Raw genomic sequence first — 17565 nt, 5'->3', positions numbered from 1 at the left:
TATTCTCTTTCCACCCTCCCACCCATAAAACTTGGGTGTTCAACCGGGCATCACCAGGCTTAATAGGTGGTATACAAGTGAGGCTGATAAAGTTCCTATAATGAGCGTATAAAGTACTAGGATTAACGTCAGCCTTCTGTCGCGAAACTGTGCATGAAAGGCTGAGACCGTGGCCAGGCATGGCGTGTAAACGGTTGTAAAGATCATGAGGCTAGCCAGCTGTGCAGGGGTTAGTGCAAGGGACTGAACAGCTTCGGATGGGTTTGTAGCCCCCGTCATTACTATCAGGGTTGAAGCCACTGCTTCTTTCGCGATAAAACCCGTTATGAGGGCGAGGGATATTTGCCACGATTGGATTCCTATAAGAGAAGTAAGGGGAGTTATTGCTTCTCCTATTGATCGAGCATAAGAATCGGTGGCCTCTTGTACGTAACCTTGAGGCCCGGTATGTAGGAGTGCCCAAACGAGGATTGTAAGCATGAAGATTATCGTTCCAGCCTTTTTCAGGAAGTGTAGAGTATTATCCCAAGCATACCACCATATGACTTTCAAGCTAGGCCTATGATACGGGGGCAACTCAAGAATAAGCTCCGTTTTTGCACCTCCCCCCATCAACCTTGAAGCTATCTTTGCTGCGACTGCTACAAGGAGAAGGGAGTAAGCGTAAACCGCCAGTACTGCTATTATCTTAGCAGTAGAAGTAGCCGGGATCGCAGATGCCAAAAAGAGTAGAATAACCAGGCGAGCCTGGCATGGAATGAGGGGGGCTATCATTGAGACGAGAATCTTCTCTTTGTCGGTGTCAAGTATTTTGGTGCCCATTATGGCAGGAACGTTACAGCCAAAGCCGAGCAACAAAGGCATAAGTGCTTTCCCGGAAGCGCCAAGGCGACTCATAAGGCCATGGTAGACCGTCGCAATCCTAGCCATAAGCCCCGTGTCTTCCAGGAATCCAAATGCCACGAACACTATGAAGATCAATGGGAGGAAAGTTAAAACAGCGCCTACACCGCCTATTATCCCCTCAGTAATCAATGAGATCAAGTAGGGAGGGGCTCCATGACTAGTCATAAAATCTGAAACGAACTGGCTGACCGTGTCAAAGAGGGATGATAATATGCTTGACAGAGTATACGTCTCAAATAATTGTGCAAGTTCCTCGTTACCGGTGAGCTCTAGTATCTGCTTTATTGGAAAGCCTGTGTTCACGGATAATACGAGAACTAGCACAGCAAATATTAGAAGTAAAGAAGCTAGTGGGCCAGCTAGAGGATGTAAAAATATCTTGTCCAGGTTCTCCGTGAACTCTCGCCCAGCTACACTAGTATAGGTCACGCTCTCAGCGACTAGCTTTCCTATAAAATCATACCTAACGCTCGCCGTGATGAGAGCAGCGGGATCCCCTAGATCCTGCTCGATCTTTTTCCTAGTCTCCTCAACCAGGACTTGGAGGGAAGAGCAGCCCGTCTTTTTAATTAGCTGTTCGAGCTCAACATCTCCTTCCAGCAAACGGAGCGCTGCCCATTGTAAAGGATATCGGCTCATCTCCTTGCACGCGCTTAGAGCTTCAACGAGGTCCTTAGCATAGTAGCCGAGCCCACCATAGTCAAGGCTTAGTTTTCGGGAGGGGTACTTGCCTTCGGCTACCTGTATAATATAGTCTGTTAACTCATGGATGCCTTCCCTTTTCAGTGCCGATATCGCTACTACTGGGACCCCTAGCCTGCGGCTAATCTTCTCAGTATTAATATGTATGCCACGCCGAGAGGCAGCATCGATCTTGTTTATTGCGACTATAACTTTGTCATAAAGCTCTAGGGTTTGAACGGCGAGATAGAGAGAAGTTTCCAATGACACGGCATTGGCAACCACGACAATGACGTCAGGCTTTTCGCTTACGATATAATCTCGGGCTATCGCCTCCTCCTCAGTTAAAGCATTTAGACTGTACGTTCCCGGAAGGTCGACGACCCTGATCCTGTACCCCATGTGTTCGAAGAAACCCTCATATTTGTCTACGGTCTTCCCAGGCCAGTTACCAACGAACCTGTTAGCACCAACAAGAATGTTAAAAAGAGTGCTCTTGCCCACGTTGGGAGACCCAGCTAGTGCCACTACTATTTCCCGCGCTCTGCTGGGATTACTCATTCTATCACCTCAACGATGATGCGTGCTGCAAGACCCCTTCCTATGGCTATCCTCGTCCCAGAGCGTTCTACAACTATCGGACCTGCATTGTTGAAAACAACTCTTAGTTCCTCTCCCGGAACAACTCCAAGCTCAAAGAGTCTACGCATCGAACCTCTTCCTCCTTCAAAACTGATAACCTTCACACGAGAGCCAGGCTTAGCGAAGAGTAAGGGTATTCTGTTAGACAGCGCCATAATCACGCAAGAGGTTAGACAGCAGGGTTGTTTTTAAATTTTTAAATCACTGTGAAAATACATAAGAACGCTCTATTAGGTGAACCAGAAAGTCTTAAGGATATGTCCGTGACGTTGTTCTTGGGAACGGGAGCGAGTCAACTATATGGTCTAGCCCTGCTATCCACATAACCAGTCTATCCATACCAAGCCCAAACCCTGCGTGTGGAACAGAGCCATACCTGCGCAGGTCGAGATACCACTCATAGTCTGAGGGGTTAAGCCCAAAACGTTTTATCTTTTCTACGAGCTCTTCAAGCTTATCTATCCTTTCCCCGCCCCCGATTATCTCGCCGTAGCCCTCGGGCGCAAGCAAGTCTGCCGAGAGCGTGACGCTGGGCCGCGAAGGGTCATTCTTATGGTAGAAAGCCTTTACCGATTCCGGGAAGCCGTAGAGAAAGAACGGTTTATCAAACTCCATTGTAAGGACTCTCTCCTCGTCTGCTCCCAGGTCGTCTCCCCACTTTATCCCTACACCCTTATTCTGGAGAATCTCGATCGCCTTGTCATAACTGATTCTTGGAAAAGGCGGTTCGACAAGCTTAAGCCTGCTCAAATCCCTGCCCAAGAATGTAAGCTCATCATGGTTCTTCTCCAATACTCTCCTTACGATGTGCGAAATAAGCTCTTCTTCCACCTTTAGAATACCCTCCAGGCCCATCCAAGCCGCTTCGGCCTCGGCGTGCCAGTACTCTGTTAGGTGGCGCCTGGTCCTGGACTTCTCAGCTCTGAATGAGGGAGCAACCGTGTAGACCTTTTCCAAGGAGAATATCAACGCCTCCAGGTAAAATTGCGAGGACTGGGTAAGATATACCGTGGAGCCATCCACATATTTGACGGGGAAGAGGGTTGCGCCACCCTCAACAGCAGCTGATACGAACATCGGTGCTTGAACCTCATAGTAGCCATTAGTTCTAAACCATTCATGTAACGCGGCGAACGCGGTATCCCTTATCTTTAGAACCGCGGTGAGCTTCCTCGACCTTACCGCGAGGTGTCTGACCTCTAGTAGAAACTCCCTGGACGCATCCCTTCTAATGGGAAAGTTATCGGCAAGACTCACTATCTCCAAGTTTTCCCCCTGGATTTCCTTTCCTCCTGGAGCCCTTGGATCATCCCGTAGACGTCCAGAAACAATGACCGAGCTTTCAACCGTGACTCTCCGCGCAGCATCATGTCCGCGGGCTGAGGGCGAGAACACAGCCTGAATTATGCCGGTTGAGTCCCTAACTACGACGAAGGCCTTGTCGCCGAGATCGCGGCGCCTGTAAACCCAGCCTCTAACAGTGACCTCTTCCCCCTGGCTAAGTTTTAAAGCCTCTCGAACAGGTATAACCTGCGACATGCCCACCCCAGCCTCTACTATACGGGAATCCCTATTCACATTAATTACTAAAACTTTGCTCCGTTTGTACACGCGACGGTCAAGAAGACTCCTCTTCCATGGAGCAGAAATCATGGCGCCTAAGACATGCTTCCCCCCGATCCACACTATTAGTACGGAGGCATTACTAAAAGTACTGGGGAGCCTGGCAGGGTTTAAGAGAGTGGTCGTCGAGATAGGTTGTGGTCCTGGAAGCCTGCTTATAGCAATGGCGTTGAGCAGTGATACAGAATACTTTATAGGCACGGACATCAGCGACGAATGCATCAAAGCGGCACGCGTAAACTCCATCTTAAACAGAGTCTACTCGAAAACAGACTTCATCGTCTGTGACTCCGGAAGCTGTATAAGGGATAACTCGGCCGAGCTCTGTTACACGAATCCGCCCTTTCTACCATATGACTTGAGGGATCAACTGGATCTTCCCTTTGCAGGAGGCCGCGACCTTAAGACAGCTATAAGAATGATAAGGGACTGTTTTAGAGTGTCCAAGCGTGGCGGACTGGTCTTTTATACTCTCAGCGATCTTTCGACTGGGCTGAGGCTTAAAGCTAGGGGAAGAATAATCCTCGAGGCTAGTGGTCTTGGGGACAGGGTCTACGTCTTTGCGTCTAGACGATAGGCTTTCCGCTTCTCGTCCTATGAGATGATATAAGCTTTAATTCAAGGGTTTCGCCTAGTATCCGGGCGGCCCTTCTCCTTGAAAGTATCCTGTTGTTGTTTCCACAATAGGGTGAAAATATGCAGCGTGGACAGCCGTCCTCACAAGTACACCTTGAAACGATATCGTAGGCTTTCCTTATGACGTGCTCCATCCTCGAGTAGAGGGCCTTGGTTACCCCTGAGCCGCCTGGGAAAGCGTCATAGATGTAGATGTGCCCCGAGGGAAAGCTTATACCACCCATGTCTGTTGGAGCCGCGCCTAGAACCAGTTGCCCAGCATATATGAGCGCGTGTTCAACTGCGTGGAAGGCCTCGGCGTTTTGGAGCTCGCTCCAGTCGGATACAGCGGGAAACTCGAGGAGGATGCCTTTGGTAGAGAAGCGATATTCGAGCTCCTTGTCTAGTAGCCGCTGGTTTATCGTTTGCCCCTCTGGAAACGTCTTTGTAACATATCCGTAGACTACATCCGTGACGGTTAGGTCGAGGTAGTAAATCTTCACGCCCATAACCTCCCCCTCCTGATGTACAGCTCCCTCCTCGGGTAGCGTATAGTAGAGGGGGGAGGTGGTCACAGGTGGTATACTCTTTGGGAGTGGTTTAACGATCACTTTTCCACCCTCAAAGCGCAGGGATAGAAAGCTCCTTCCGGAGTGGAGGTATATGGCTCCAGGAAAAAGTTCTTTGATTGCCATCTGTTTTTCCCGGAACCCGATGAGTTTACCCGTGTCGCTGTATATCTTGACCTGCTCGCCCACACCCCTAAGGTTCTCGTGCTCTCGTAGAAACCTTATCCCAAGCCTTGTGGCACGGATAAACCCGTCTCTCGCAATTTTTAGATAACCCATCCTCAGAAGCTCCTCCAGCTGTTGTTTTTCAGACGGGTATAACTCTTCAAGCTTCAGAGGACTGTCGAGGGCCATGGCTATAAGGTGCGTCTTCATCACCTCATAGTTCACTGGCTCTAGGAATACTGGATCGGGAGCCTGACCATAGAATTCCTGTGGATTTCTCTCATAATACGAGCTTATGGGGTCATTGCCCAAGACTAGAAAGACATACCCGGTCTTATGCCTTCTTCCCACGCGGCCTGCTCGTTGAAGATACTTCGAGAAGGTAGGTGGAACACCATATAGGATAGCTGCATCGAGCTCACCGACATCTATGCCTAGCTCGAGGGTAGGAGTTGCAACCAGTGCGTCGAGTAACCCGCTTTTTAGCTGAGACTCAACCTTTCTCCTCTCTTTGGGGAGCAAGCCAGCCCTATGGACGGCGGCCCTGATTCCCATGCTTGACGCCTGAATTGAAAGCGACTCCGCTATCCTGTGACTGTCAACAAACACCAACGTCCTCAAACCCCTCTCTGTAAGCTTTTTCAAGAGCCAGAGAACCTCTGAGGTCTTCGACCTTGAACGAGGTGCTAGCATTAGGTGATAGATTGGTGCTTTCCGCGTGCGGCCGGCTTGAACTACTTCCACGGCCTCGCCGAAAAGCTTTTCAGCGAATTCACCCGGGTTGCCTATGGTGGCTGAGGCTCCTATGAACAGTGGCGTGGAACTGAGTATCCTCTTGAACCTTCGAAGCACGTAGTGGACATGGGAGCCGAAGACACCGCTGTAAATATGTGAGTCATCCATGACTACGAAACGTGTCCTCCGAAACAGCTCTTTGTAATCGGGCGTAGAGTGAAGAGTTAGGTGGAGCATGTCAGGGTTTGTGACGATAAGCTTTGGGGGATATTCTAGCATTCTCCTTCTTTCTTCCTCTGGCGTGTCACCATCAAAAACGCTTGACCTGAAACCAAATATCCCGCCTATATAGAACTCTATTCTCTCTAACTGGTCCCTTGCAAGCGCCTTTGTCGGATATACAAGAACTCCTAGTATTTCATCCTCATGTATGAGTTTCTCTAAGACAGGCATTAGAAATGCCTCGGTCTTCCCAACACCGGTGCCAGCAACTATGAAGACGTTCCTTCCTTCTCTTATTTTCCTGATAGCCTCCTCCTGGAACCTATAAAATCTGTAAATTCCTCGCCGCTTTAAAGCCTCTACGAGCACAGGCTCATTTATAACCTCTTCAACCTTGGAGCCTACTTCGGGCTCTCTTGCATCCTCGTAATACTCGTAGACTACTCTGTGCCCCTCGTCACTCCTTATCTCTTCGAGCAGATCACTAGCAGACACATAAATTAAATAGCTTTGGGGGAGTTATAAATCCCGCACGAGTCTAATGATAGAGGAAATCCACATAGACGTACTTGTCGACGACATACCCTCTGTTGAGGATCTACTACCCTTACACGGTCTCTCGATATATATTGTGACTAGGGATGACAAGGGCGTTTTCAAGCGTATTCTCTTCGACACGGGGCCAGACTCAAAGATCCTTTTTAAGAACGCTGAAACTCTTGGCGTGCAACTCAAGCCCGATCTAATATTTGGAAGCATGCCGCACTGGCATCACATAGGAGCCTTAGACAAATTCCGGGAAGCTGTACACGTTATCCCTAGCCCTCCTCTCGCACACGCATCAAAAAGAGGGTTAACCCCCTTACCGGGAGTCGAGGGAGCATATGTGCTTCATGGAGACACCCACTGGAACGAGCAGGGACTCGCCTTAATGACACGTAAGGGATGGGTGGTTTTCCTCGGGTGCAGCGTTCACGGCTTGCGGAGAACCTTTGGTTCAAGCCTGCTGCGACTTGGAAGGATCTGGGGACTTATCGGGGGCTTAAACATCTCGACAAGGGATAACGTAAACTTGTCTTTCTTAAGAAAGCTAAAGGGAAAAGGGTTACAGCTAGTTATGCCCCTGCACAGCGTCAGCATGGATGCCCGAAAAATAATTTTAGATGGGATTAATATGATCGATTTCGGCTACGAGGTAAGCGGATGTGGCGTCCAGTCAGATTTTAGTTTCTATAAATAACGCAGTATATCTCGGAGCCATACTATTCATTTATGCGGGAATAATAATTGTCCAAAGGTTAAAGCCACAGGCCCTTGAGAAGCTTGGAATTAGTCTGGAGGGGGCAGTCATACTGCTCAAGACCAGGAGACTCAACACGATTATAGTTTCCTTTGCAGGTAGGCATCCCAAGCTGATACGTCTCTTAGGGGATGTCTCGACGATCATAGGGATAGGCTTGATGATCTTTGGACTTTTTTATTTCCATGCAAATCTTGTCAGCTTTTTTATCCGTCCCGAAGCGGCTAGCCCCGTAGCGCCTATCATACCGGGGGTTACTCTGGGCTTGGATGCTCTCCCATACTTTCTCATCGCCGTCTTCTTAACAATAGTACCGCATGAACTGGCCCACGCGTTTGCCGCTTCAGCTGAAGGACTACCCTTGAAGTCTACAGGACTCTTCCTTGCCCTGGTCTTCCCCGGTGGCTTTGCTGAGATTGATGAGGAAAAACTTGGTAGTGCAAGCCTGCGTGCGAAACTGAGAGTCCTCTCGTCGGGCAGCTCGGCAAACCTGGCGTCCTTCATCGTTTTCGCTCTCCTAACCTCTCTACTAATCCAGCCCACAGGAGTCCTTATTGCTTCAACAATACCTGGCTATCCAGCTCAAGGAATACTGGAGCCCAACGACGTGGTGATTGCAGTTAATGGAGTCCCGACAAATACGCTTCAGGACTTCACAAGAGTAATGGAGACCACAAAGCCCGGCGAGGCGGTTCTTCTCACAGTCAAGAGAGGGAATGAAATTAAGAGCATTGAAGTAATCTTGGCTCCACGTCCCGGAAACACCTCTAGGGGCTTCCTGGGTGTTCAGATCCAGCAGGCAGTGAATAATCCTCTTCTCTACAATGTTCTATACTGGTGTTTAGTTCTTACTTCAAGCGTAGCTATTATAAACATGCTTCCTGCCATACCTCTAGACGGCGGACGGATTCTCCAGGCGTTGCTGGAGAAAATGTTTTCAGCTGAGAAGGCCAAGAAGCTTGCTTTCAGCATAACAATTTACACAGCACTTATCGTCGTCCTGAACATCGCGTTTTCAACAAACTTTTATGGACTTGTACCGTTTCCGTAAGGGGTTCGTATGAAAATAGATAATGTTGAAGATATTCTCCCAATAGTGATGCCTGCACTCATAGCCTCTATTTTCACCTTCGTCCCCATTGAGAATTTCTTAAGCGCGTATTTGGTGCCCCCTAGCTTTGCATGGTACGTGCCATGGAGGGGGGTTGTCGTCTCATTAATACTATGGTTGATAAGTGGCGCAATATACACTGAGAAATACTACTGGTTAAAAATGTTTTTCCTAGGCTCGGCGATCTCCTTCACAGTTTTCCACTACTGGCATTTGTTTATCTTGTCGCATTATCTCAGTGTACGTCTCTACCCTCTCGTATACTTTACCGGAGCAAGTCCCCCCATAGTTGATCTCGGCCAGGTTGTTATGATACTAACACTCTTCTCATTTAAGGGAGAAATATCTACTCTTGGTAGAAAGATTACCTGAGCATTTTCTCCTCTAGCTCTTTAAGATAGCTCGAAGACTCGGCCGTGCTTATGAACAATCTAGAAACCTCGGCTACGTCTTCCCTAGATACTTTTTCCCTCCCATTCTGTTTAGCATAGAGCAGAGCTGGGGAGAGCAGTTGCGTCGCATACCTCAGGCTTTTCTCAGCTCCAAGTTTCACTAGCTCTTCAAGTGCGTCAGCCTCGAGCTCCACTCCCTCCTCTCGCGCCCTAACTTTTATTATCTCGCGAATCTCATCTGGAGTGTAGGGTCGCGTTCTGATAATGAGTAGCCTGTCTAGAAGGTCTAGAGGCATACCGTGTGGCGCCTCTATGTCTGTGCCCCTTATCCTTGTGTAGCCACGGTTAGTTGCCAGTATAATTATAGGGCTGAGCTCGCTCTCCATTGCTCGCGAGAGAAAACTATATGTCTCTATGTCCAACATGTGCGCATCGTCTATGAAGAGAACTCCTGGTACGAGCTCTGCCTTTTTAGCTTCAACCCACTCCTTGACAGTCTTGTCAACACGTGCTCTGGCATCTGGAGGTATCTCTTTCTGGGATGGAGCTCCGAAGAAGATCGAAAGTATACTGTCGCTGCGGCTCTCCATCACATCCAGGTCGTGGAGGGTCAGGGTGTACACGAACTCCTTCTCCTTGTATATCGGTCCACTCGGCACTTCAACGATGTCCTTTGGCTGGACATCGAACTCCCCATATCCCTTGGCTCTCCCCGCGCGTGAGACCCTGCCCGTCTCCTCGTCAATCCATATCACGTCCCCCTCTGTTATGCCCTTTTGGAGAATCTGGTAGATTATGTTAGAGTCCACCCTCAGGTTACGTGTTTCTTTCTCAGTCTTGAGAGTTATCGAGCCGCCGACTGGGACCTGGGTGTATGGGTTTAGGGGATGACGATCATACCGCACATCAAGCTTCTCTAGCACGCCCTCATAGACCCACCGTCTCTCACGAATTCTGACTCCTATCGATTTCCTCATCGCTTGCATCAAGACCTCTGTTTTCTTGAGCTCGGCAGAGTAAACCTCGCTACCAGTCAGGGCCATGAAGGGCGTTTCGGGGCCTAGTTCCCTAGCGATGGCCACAGCTATAGCCGTTTTTCCTGTACCGGGAGGGCCGACGAGAAGTATAGCCCTGCCAGCCATTTTACCTGATCTTATAAGTTGAACGACGAGCCAGGCTGCCTTTCGGGCTTCTGTCTGGCCTATAAGCCCGTCTCCAACAGGAAGCACTTCCCCGTTTCGCACGCCTAGTCCTTTTATATGGCTGTGTGTTCCAACGCGTTCAAACGTTGCAGACATCGAAAAACTTATTTAGAAGCGATAATTTAAGCCTTTCCTCTCAATCTGACGTTAGGAGTCCAATCGCTTTCGTCTTCAACCGTGACTACCATATCTACGCTGAAGAGAGAATCAACTCTCTTGAAAACCCATTTCTGTGCTGAGGAGAACCATACAGCTAGGACAGCTTCTCGCTTTGAGTACCTCTTGAAAGCGTCCAGGAAACGGAATAACTTTGAAACCTGGAAACCCTTGATCTTAACCTTCTTACCTGATGTAACCTTAACTTCAAAAGCCACGATTCTGTCCTCTATATTGTTTACCATAAAAACATCGGGGAAGTGCTCTCCCACCCCGCTCACAGGTACTCTGAAGACGTGGTTTTCCGGGTTTGTGGAAAGGAGTTTGACAAGCCTCCTCTCGACGTTGAACGCGTTTCGCCGCCTTGCCACGACCTCGCTAACCATACCTTTACACGTTTTCTTTGAAACAAACTAATTTAAAGATACTCGCCTTTTTATATCGGATGATGAAAGTCATGCAAGCGCGATTGGTGAGCTTGTCCTGGGGTATCTGACACTGCAAAGCCCTACACCTCGAGACCCTTAATCCACCATAAGTGTTTTTATCCCCCTTTTCTTGTGTGGTGTAGTGTCTGAGTCGAGGAGAAATCTAGTTTACGCTGATAAGGAGTACACAAAGGAGGAGGTTTTAAGGATACTCAATCCTGTCGTCGCTGAATGGTTTAACTCCAAATTCCCAGACCTGACCCCGCCGCAGAAGCTTGCACTCATCCCTATTCACGAGGGCAACAATGTTCTAGTATCTAGCCCGACCGGCACCGGTAAGACGCTGACGGCATTCCTTATAGCTATCAGCGAGCTTATCGAGATGGGTTTAAGGGGTGAGCTTGGGGACAGCGTATACGTCCTCTATGTCTCGCCGTTAAGAGCATTAAACAACGACATTTACCGGAACCTTGAGGAACCAATAAGAGAGATCAGGGAGCTCGCCGAAAAGAAGGGAATCAAACTCCCGGAGATAAGACATGTCGTTAGAACAGGCGACACAACGAATACACAGCGCCAGAACATGCTCCGCAAGCCACCCCATATCCTTATCACAACCCCTGAGACGCTTGCGATCATCCTCGTAGCACCAAAGTTCCGCGAGAAGCTTAAAACAGTTAGATGGGTGATTGTAGACGAGGTCCACAGCCTAGCCGAGAATAAGCGTGGTGCACACCTGACTTTATCGCTTGAGAGGCTCCGCGAGCTTACAGAACGGGATTTTGTGAGAATAGGACTCTCAGCCACGATAAACCCGCTTGAGGATGTTGCTAGATTCCTGGCAGGTTATGACGATGACGGGACTCCGAGGAACTGTGTAATAGTTGATGCAAGGTACGCCAAGCGTAAAAGCCTGAAGGTCGTGTCGCCTGTATCCGACCTGATATACACGCCCTCCCAGGAGGTTACACAGAGGATGTACGAAACACTTTACGATATAGTTAAGCGCCATCGGACAACGCTAATATTCACGAATACCCGTAGCGGCACCGAACGCGTTGTTTTTCACTTGAAGCAACTCGCCAGGAAGAGAAAAGACCTCCCGGAGGACTCTATAGCCGCACATCACAGCTCCCTGTCAAGAGGAGTTCGCTTGGACGTTGAGGAGAAGCTTAAGCGGGGGGAGCTAAAAGCCATCGTGAGCAGCACGAGTCTCGAGCTTGGCATCGATATTGGTTATATCGACGTTGTCGCACAGGTCGGATCGCCCAAGTCGGTCACAAGGTGCCTTCAAAGGATTGGGCGCAGCGGGCACAGGCTTCACGAGACAAGTAAGGGAATAATGGTGTGTGTAGATAGGGACGACCTTGTTGAGGTTGCAGTGATGGTTCGGGAAGCTTATAGGCATCACCTCGACAAAATCCATATTCCGCGAAACGCTCTCGACGTTCTGGCTCAGCATATAGTGGGCATGGCAATCGAGAAGAAGATGAGGGTTGAAGACGCCTACAGGATAATTAGAAGAAGCTATAGCTTCCATGAACTCAGCTACGACGACTTCGTGAATGTATTAAAGTATCTCTCCGGAGGATACAGCGAATTGGAGAGCCATAAAGTTTATGGAAAGATATGGTTCGACCCTGTGGAGGGCGTCTTCGGTAGAAGGGGGAAATATGCAAGGGTTATTTACTCCTTGAATGTTGGAACCATCCCCGACGAGGTCAGCGTAAAAGTTTATACTACTGAGAAAAAATACGTGGGAAACATAGAGGAAGAGTTCCTGGAAAGGCTGATGCCCGGCGACAGGTTCGTCCTCGGAGGCAAGGTGTACGAATTCGTTAAAAGCGATGGTATGATCGCTTACGTGAAGCCCGCCTTTGAGCAGAAGCCCACTATTCCCGCCTGGTTTAGCGAGATGTTACCCCTCAGCTACGACCTCGCGGTGAAAATCTCGGAGTTCAGAGGACAGATGTTTAAGTGGATTGAGAGTGGAAAACCATTGGAAGAGATTAAAAAGTACCTTAAGAGGGAGTGCCGTGTTGACGATAACTCAGCCGAGGCGATTATCGGATACTTTAGGGAGATGTACTACTTCCTGCGTTCGCTCGGAATTAGGGAGTACCCAAGCGACAAGACTATTCTTGTAGAGAAGTGGCGCGACGAGAATGGAAGAATCCATCAGGTTTTCCACACTTTATTCGGCAGGAGGACTAATGATGCTCTCAGCCACGCACTAGCCTACTTAGCCTCCAGGAAGACCGGAACCAACATCGGTATAGCTCTTCACGATAACGGCTTTGCACTAATATATCCGAGAGGGGTAGAGCCGGCCGTTAGCCTCAGCGAGTTGAAGCCCGAAGAGGTCGAGGATCTACTGAAAAAGGCTATATTCAACACGGAGCTTATGCGGAGACGGTTTAGGCACGTCGCTGTAAGGGGGCTGATGATCCTCAGGAACTATAAAGGATACGAGATAAGTGTTCAGAGACAGCAGGTAAACGCCTTGACTCTCATCAAGGTTGTGAAGCGATGGATGGACTTCCCGGTCCTGAAAGAGACCTACAGGGAAATACTCGAGGATTACATGGATATAAATCATGCAAGAGAGGTTCTGGAATCTATAAGAGACGGGAAGATCAGGATTGTTGAGACGCCTCTCCTTGATACGCCAAGCCCCTTCGCCTACAATATAGTTTTGGAGGGTCTTAGCGATATTGTACTTATGGAGGATAAGCGTGCCCTCATCGCACACTTCCATCAACAAGTAATGCAAAGGGTTTCACGGTTCTTACAGGAGAAAAGTGTCTAGCCTGTATCGCTTTTCAGGTTTGATTGGAGTCTTCGAGCGCTGGTGTAAAAGAGATCCCATTTGACTTTGTAGTTATATTCCTTCTCTAGATCCTGGAGAACCTTCTCCATGAGTTTAACTGCTTCTCGAAGATCTTCTGTCCTATTTGCAAAATCCTCTACAAGCGGACACTCGGGATCAAGGTGTAGACCCTTATTCTCGTCGAAGATTAATGGGTAGAGTTTGCAGCCTGAGGGGCGATGTTGGTATATGATACATTTTCCTGTACCCTTGTCGTAGAACACACAGCTACCTCCTTCGTTTCTGAGTCTTAGGAATTTTCCGTCCCATACCGTAAAGTATTTGCGACTGTAGCCAAGCTTCTCGATCTGTTTAACGTCTTGATCGGTTAGGATCATCTCGGTTTGCATGCAACATTTTCCACAGGTTAAGCACTTTGTGCTCTGAAACACGGGATATTCTTGCAAACGGGATGGCCTAATTTCTTGCGCTTCGCACTCGCACCAACAAGGATTTTTAAAAGTTTTAGGAGTTAATATACTGATGAACATAGGGGTATACGTGTTATTCCTCGGCTTCATCCTTTTCATTGTAGGGCTCTTTCTCATGTTTATAGAGATGAAATCTAAGGAGACTGGAGGAAAAGTGGAGACTGGAGCTGTGGTGATTATAGGGCCGGTACCCATAGTCTTTGGCTCAAACAGGGCTATTGCAAAAGACCTCATGATTTTTGCACTGGTTTTGACACTGATGGTTTTTCTAGCATATGTGCTAATGGTGGTTTGGCGATGAAGAAATACAAAGCTGGTCTGACACTTTCTACGCTCGGAATACTCATCATGATAATAGGCCTCGTATTACTCTCCTTTCCCGAGAACACGCGGGCCTCGTTCGGTGGCTGTATACTTATCGGTCCAATACCTATCTGTGTAGGCTTTGGTTCTAATCCCTTAATCTTAATACTGCTCTCTCTAGTATCGCTCGCAGTGATTCTAGTTTTAGGCTACATACTCCCACTGTATGTTGAAGAAGAAAAATAAAGTCGGCCACTACTCTACTTTTCAGCCTCATAGCTCTGCTCTAATATGGTGTTGAGCGCCTCTCCAGCCTCCTCCAGATAGTAAATAATATCCTCTAGAGCTGCAGCGATCTTTCTATCTTCACGTGCGATCTCGCGGAGTAGATTAATAGCTTCATCTATATTGTCTAGGGCTATTCGGATTTTCTCATTCACTCTCTTCATCGGGATTAATATTGGGAGCTCTGAAATATAACGTGTTCTATCAATACTCTAGCTGCGGTCTATGTGTTATACTTTTGATTTCCGTGCAGCTGTCCATTTGATAACCTTGTTTATGCATGGAACGATAAGCTTATCCATTGCCTGCGTTTTTCGGCTATGTGAATTTCAAGGAGACCATTATTAGAGAAACAGAGTTCTTGGACAATTATGACATTGTAGCAGGCACGCCCGAGGAGCGGGCTGCAATAGAACATTTAAAGAAACGTTTTGAGGAGCTTGGCTTGGAGGCGAGGGTTTTAGAGTTTGAGGCCCTCTCATGGCGTGAAAATTACGTAGAGCTATCAGCCGGAGATCTTAGGCTAAGGGCTGTCGCTATGCCTTACACGCTCAGCGGGGAAGTCGAGGGAAAGGTTGTTTATACTGGAAGCCGTATCTTAGAGGAGGACTGGGCGTCTATAGACCTCACTGGGAAAATCGTGTTGATTAAGATTTACGACAAGGTTGACGAAGTCGAGTGGCAATACCTTCAGGCCGTTAGAGCTGGAGCTGACGCTGTGATTTTCATGGATCGTTATCCCTCCAGAGTTAGAAGGATGGTTCTAACCTTGAACACTGATTACCGGTTTAGTGCAGGCACGCCACCCCCTATACCGGCGGTAGCAGTTACTCTCGAGGACGGACTTCGCATCCTAAAGCTGGCAAGAGAGCATAGGAAGCTCTTCTTGAAGGTAGAGACTCGAATAGATCCAAGCGGTAGAAGCGCGGTTATATACGCAGGAAACCTGAGGGGACCTGTATTTTCGGCGCATGTTGACAAGTGGCTAACAGGTTTTCGTGACAACGTTCTAGGAGTTGGCTTTGTGCTTCACGCAGCCAATTTGTTCAGAGAGAGGGCGGGGTATATAATCTTCGGCTCTGAGGAGTCTGGTGCACCCAGCTTCAGTCCATGGTACTGGACATGGGGATCGCGTGTTTTCGCCGAGTTTCTTGAAAAGAATGGGCTTCTAGAGGAGTTCGGTGTACTTCTCAACGTAGACACGCTGGGTGGATCTTCTCTAAGAATCTCAGCCTCGTCGCCGGATATCCAGGCCTGGCTTACAGACTCTATGGGTAGTGTTGCCACTGTGTGTTCTGATCAAGTCCTCTTTGACAGTCTAAGTTTCGCACTTAAAGGACTCCCTGCTATGACCTTTCACACTTTCCCCGAAATTATTCCTGTTTATCATACAGACCTCGACGTTGCCGATACAGTGGATTGGGAGTCTACTGAGAGAGCTTTTAAGCTTTTAGAGCACGTTGCATCAGAGCTCATTAAGCGGGGTGTAAAGGCGTTTAAGTATGAAGAGCTTATAAGAAGCATCTCAGCAAGTTTAGAAAAGGTGTCCTTTCTCCCAAGCGCCCGCAAAGCCTTGGACTTGGTTAAAGGACTTAAAGTAGAGAGTGAGAGTGAGGCCCGAACAATTAGACGCTTGCTGACACGCCCTATGTTTTGGGGAAGATATGACAGAGTTTTCAAGGATAGCGTCGTCTTCTATCCTACATATACGGATGCCATCGATGATCTACTTTTGCTCCATGACATTCTTTCAGGAGTTAGGAGCCCCGAGGAGGTGACAAATATGAGGGGCTTACGAAGAATACCGGGTTACGAGGAGACCCTGGCTTCTGTAGAGCCCGTTTTCTATGGAAGACCTCTCACCAAGCCCGAATTCCTTAGGCATACTTACATGGTATTGGAAAAAATAGTCGAGGAGGATGTTGAGCGTCTCGTGGGCATGATAGAGAATCTGAAGAGATAAGCTACGAGAGGGTTGTCTTCTTTAAGCCATCATCTTCAACTACTATTATATCTATAGAGTCGCGTCCGAGCGCCTGTTTCAGGAGAGGCAAAACTTTTTTTAATGCTTTAGCGGAACTGATAGACCTAAAAGTAGCCCCAGCCGCGAACTTATGGCCCCCACCGCCGAGCGGCTCGACAATGCTGGCAGCGTTATAGCTGGATTCAGGCTTAGCCCCAGCATATACACGGTACCTGAAAAGGCCCTTAGGAACTAAGATGAATGTGAAGTCTGCGCCGGATTTCTCGAGTAGTATTGTGAGGTAGCGGTAGGAAAGCTTGTAGTCTTTTTTGAAGAAGACTATAACCTCCTTTGGAGGCGGTTGGAGAAGAGCGGCGAACTCTTCAGTCCTGCTCTTATTCTTCCTGTAACGCTCAATATACTCTTTAACCTTCTCATCGTTAAGTGCATCAACCCCCTTCTTTGCAAGCACCTCAATCAGGTGAAGCTTCCCCTTGAAGTCTGCACCCTTGACTGCTGCCTCGAGATCCATGGCTTCCTGGCTCGTTATCTGGGCGGTATCGGTTTCCACGGCAAGGCTAACAAGTTTTGAAGCCGTAGGGTTCTCTTCCAGTCCAAGCGCTTTTAAGGCCAGGAGAGCAGAGGCGGGAGCATTCGGATCGTAGAATTCTACAGCGGCGCAAGGGGTATTTGAAAGATGGTGATCAGCCCGCAGCCTGGCCTTACCAGGGCAGGGAAGATCAGCGACAAAGTCCCACCGAATAGCTCTTATGAGATAGTTACTCTTAATCTCCGGAGGATATGCTGTGACAACAACGCCTCGGGGAAATCTCATCTTGAAGAGGGCGCCGCTGACAATTCCATCCGGGTCTCCCTCATCTACAAGGGCAAGCTCGGATTTTGTGAGCTTAGCCTTAATTATCAAGAATATCCTGTATAATCCATGATAGAGCCACATTGAGACCTC

Annotated in this window: 17 protein-coding genes; 8 read left to right on the top strand and 9 right to left on the bottom strand. The window is 48.4% G+C overall.

What is annotated here, in order from left to right; translation table 11 throughout:
- Nucleotides 1-39: 39 nt before the first annotated feature.
- The 3 genes from feoB to asnS all read right to left on the bottom strand — a co-directional run bounded on the left by feoB (nucleotide 40) and on the right by asnS (nucleotide 3768).
- Entirely contained in the window at nucleotides 40-2148 is a 2109-nt protein-coding gene (feoB, locus tag ACP5KC_RS02825; RefSeq protein WP_273433451.1) for a ferrous iron transport protein B, read from the bottom strand.
- Complete coding sequence (locus tag ACP5KC_RS02820) at nucleotides 2145-2384, bottom strand: FeoA family protein (protein WP_052884198.1); 240 nt, start codon at nucleotides 2382-2384, stop codon at nucleotides 2145-2147. The genes feoB and ACP5KC_RS02820 overlap by 4 nt, the downstream gene beginning before the upstream one ends.
- 94 nt (nucleotides 2385-2478) lie before the next feature.
- Nucleotides 2479-3768 (bottom strand): asparagine--tRNA ligase, encoded by a 1290-nt coding sequence (asnS, locus tag ACP5KC_RS02815; protein WP_052884910.1) that lies wholly within the window; start codon nucleotides 3766-3768, stop codon nucleotides 2479-2481.
- Nucleotides 3769-3880: 112 nt separating this feature from the next.
- On the opposite strand from asnS, the gene ACP5KC_RS02810 reads away from it, so the two are divergent.
- Nucleotides 3881-4429, top strand: a complete 549-nt coding sequence (locus ACP5KC_RS02810; protein ID WP_428286810.1) for a methyltransferase — start codon at nucleotides 3881-3883, stop codon at nucleotides 4427-4429.
- On the opposite strand, the gene ACP5KC_RS02805 is transcribed toward ACP5KC_RS02810, so the two are convergent.
- A complete protein-coding gene (locus tag ACP5KC_RS02805) occupies nucleotides 4419-6653 on the bottom strand; it encodes a DEAD/DEAH box helicase (protein ID WP_052884200.1) in 2235 nt (744 codons plus the stop codon). The genes ACP5KC_RS02810 and ACP5KC_RS02805 overlap by 11 nt on opposite strands.
- 46 nt (nucleotides 6654-6699) lie before the next feature.
- Here ACP5KC_RS02805 and ACP5KC_RS02800 point away from each other — a divergent pair, with 46 nt between their 5' ends.
- From ACP5KC_RS02800 to ACP5KC_RS02790, 3 genes are read left to right on the top strand one after another with little or no spacing between them, the layout of a single operon-like run.
- Nucleotides 6700-7398 (top strand): hypothetical protein, encoded by a 699-nt coding sequence (locus ACP5KC_RS02800; protein ID WP_273433448.1) that lies wholly within the window; start codon nucleotides 6700-6702, stop codon nucleotides 7396-7398.
- Nucleotides 7364-8509 carry a site-2 protease family protein gene (locus ACP5KC_RS02795; RefSeq protein WP_052884202.1) on the top strand — a complete coding sequence of 382 codons (1146 nt, stop codon included), beginning with the start codon at nucleotides 7364-7366 and terminating at the stop codon, nucleotides 8507-8509. Before ACP5KC_RS02800 ends, ACP5KC_RS02795 begins: the two co-directional genes overlap by 35 nt.
- A 9-nt stretch (nucleotides 8510-8518) precedes the next feature.
- Nucleotides 8519-8941, top strand: coding sequence for a hypothetical protein (locus tag ACP5KC_RS02790; protein ID WP_273433447.1), 423 nt, complete (start codon nucleotides 8519-8521; stop codon nucleotides 8939-8941).
- Here the strand turns inward: ACP5KC_RS02790 and ACP5KC_RS02785 are convergent.
- Together ACP5KC_RS02785 and ACP5KC_RS02780 are read right to left on the bottom strand one after the other, a co-directional pair.
- Nucleotides 8934-10259: a RuvB-like helicase gene (locus ACP5KC_RS02785; RefSeq protein WP_052884204.1), complete on the bottom strand. Its 1326-nt coding sequence runs from the start codon at nucleotides 10257-10259 to the stop codon at nucleotides 8934-8936. The two genes, ACP5KC_RS02790 and ACP5KC_RS02785, sit on opposite strands and share 8 nt — an antisense overlap.
- A 26-nt stretch (nucleotides 10260-10285) precedes the next feature.
- Nucleotides 10286-10705 (bottom strand): hypothetical protein, encoded by a 420-nt coding sequence (locus tag ACP5KC_RS02780; RefSeq protein WP_052884205.1) that lies wholly within the window; start codon nucleotides 10703-10705, stop codon nucleotides 10286-10288.
- 184 nt (nucleotides 10706-10889) lie between these two features.
- Between ACP5KC_RS02780 and ACP5KC_RS02775 the strand changes: the two genes are divergently transcribed.
- Entirely contained in the window at nucleotides 10890-13556 is a 2667-nt protein-coding gene (locus ACP5KC_RS02775; protein ID WP_273433446.1) for an ATP-dependent helicase, read from the top strand.
- On the opposite strand, the gene ACP5KC_RS02770 is transcribed toward ACP5KC_RS02775, so the two are convergent.
- A complete protein-coding gene (locus ACP5KC_RS02770) occupies nucleotides 13553-14107 on the bottom strand; it encodes a YkgJ family cysteine cluster protein (RefSeq protein WP_428286809.1) in 555 nt (184 codons plus the stop codon). The genes ACP5KC_RS02775 and ACP5KC_RS02770 overlap by 4 nt on opposite strands.
- Between ACP5KC_RS02770 and ACP5KC_RS02765 the strand changes: the two genes are divergently transcribed.
- Together ACP5KC_RS02765 and ACP5KC_RS02760 are read left to right on the top strand one after the other, a co-directional pair.
- Complete coding sequence (locus tag ACP5KC_RS02765) at nucleotides 14100-14348, top strand: TIGR00304 family membrane protein (RefSeq protein ID WP_052884208.1); 249 nt, start codon at nucleotides 14100-14102, stop codon at nucleotides 14346-14348. The genes ACP5KC_RS02770 and ACP5KC_RS02765 overlap by 8 nt on opposite strands.
- Nucleotides 14345-14596, top strand: a complete 252-nt coding sequence (locus ACP5KC_RS02760) for a TIGR00304 family membrane protein (RefSeq protein ID WP_424740207.1) — start codon at nucleotides 14345-14347, stop codon at nucleotides 14594-14596. Before ACP5KC_RS02765 ends, ACP5KC_RS02760 begins: the two co-directional genes overlap by 4 nt.
- 14 nt (nucleotides 14597-14610) lie before the next feature.
- On the opposite strand, the gene ACP5KC_RS02755 is transcribed toward ACP5KC_RS02760, so the two are convergent.
- Nucleotides 14611-14799, bottom strand: a complete 189-nt coding sequence (locus ACP5KC_RS02755) for a hypothetical protein (RefSeq protein WP_052884210.1) — start codon at nucleotides 14797-14799, stop codon at nucleotides 14611-14613.
- A gap of 137 nt (nucleotides 14800-14936) precedes the next feature.
- Here ACP5KC_RS02755 and ACP5KC_RS02750 point away from each other — a divergent pair, with 137 nt between their 5' ends.
- Nucleotides 14937-16598: a M28 family peptidase gene (locus ACP5KC_RS02750; protein WP_428286808.1), complete on the top strand. Its 1662-nt coding sequence runs from the start codon at nucleotides 14937-14939 to the stop codon at nucleotides 16596-16598.
- A gap of 1 nt (nucleotide 16599) precedes the next feature.
- On the opposite strand, the gene ACP5KC_RS02745 is transcribed toward ACP5KC_RS02750, so the two are convergent.
- Nucleotides 16600-17556, bottom strand: a complete 957-nt coding sequence (locus ACP5KC_RS02745) for a DHHA1 domain-containing protein (RefSeq protein ID WP_428286807.1) — start codon at nucleotides 17554-17556, stop codon at nucleotides 16600-16602.
- Nucleotides 17557-17565 lie beyond the last annotated feature (9 nt).

This window comes from Infirmifilum sp. (genome assembly GCF_049970975.1).
Lineage (GTDB): Archaea > Thermoproteota > Thermoprotei > Thermofilales > Thermofilaceae > Thermofilum > Thermofilum uzonense.
The sequence above is the reverse complement of the archived record's forward strand: the minus strand, read 5'-3'. Positions and strand labels throughout refer to the sequence as shown.

What these genes read in the sequence shown, in the direction of transcription:
- ACP5KC_RS02745 (WP_428286807.1), bottom strand. Translation starts at nt 17,556, where the DNA reads ATGTGGCTCTATCATGGATTATACAGGATATTCTTGATAATTAAGGCT.
- ACP5KC_RS02800 (WP_273433448.1), top strand. Translation starts at nt 6,700, where the DNA reads ATGATAGAGGAAATCCACATAGACGTACTTGTCGACGACATACCCTCT.
- asnS (WP_052884910.1), bottom strand. Translation starts at nt 3,768, where the DNA reads ATGTCGCAGGTTATACCTGTTCGAGAGGCTTTAAAACTTAGCCAGGGG.
- ACP5KC_RS02820 (WP_052884198.1), bottom strand. Translation starts at nt 2,384, where the DNA reads ATGGCGCTGTCTAACAGAATACCCTTACTCTTCGCTAAGCCTGGCTCT.
- ACP5KC_RS02760 (WP_424740207.1), top strand. Translation starts at nt 14,345, where the DNA reads ATGAAGAAATACAAAGCTGGTCTGACACTTTCTACGCTCGGAATACTC.
- ACP5KC_RS02810 (WP_428286810.1), top strand. Translation starts at nt 3,881, where the DNA reads ATGGCGCCTAAGACATGCTTCCCCCCGATCCACACTATTAGTACGGAG.
- ACP5KC_RS02755 (WP_052884210.1), bottom strand. Translation starts at nt 14,799, where the DNA reads ATGAAGAGAGTGAATGAGAAAATCCGAATAGCCCTAGACAATATAGAT.
- ACP5KC_RS02765 (WP_052884208.1), top strand. Translation starts at nt 14,100, where the DNA reads ATGAACATAGGGGTATACGTGTTATTCCTCGGCTTCATCCTTTTCATT.
- ACP5KC_RS02770 (WP_428286809.1), bottom strand. Translation starts at nt 14,107, where the DNA reads ATGTTCATCAGTATATTAACTCCTAAAACTTTTAAAAATCCTTGTTGG.
- ACP5KC_RS02780 (WP_052884205.1), bottom strand. Translation starts at nt 10,705, where the DNA reads ATGGTTAGCGAGGTCGTGGCAAGGCGGCGAAACGCGTTCAACGTCGAG.
- ACP5KC_RS02785 (WP_052884204.1), bottom strand. Translation starts at nt 10,259, where the DNA reads ATGTCTGCAACGTTTGAACGCGTTGGAACACACAGCCATATAAAAGGA.
- feoB (WP_273433451.1), bottom strand. Translation starts at nt 2,148, where the DNA reads ATGAGTAATCCCAGCAGAGCGCGGGAAATAGTAGTGGCACTAGCTGGG.
- ACP5KC_RS02790 (WP_273433447.1), top strand. Translation starts at nt 8,519, where the DNA reads ATGAAAATAGATAATGTTGAAGATATTCTCCCAATAGTGATGCCTGCA.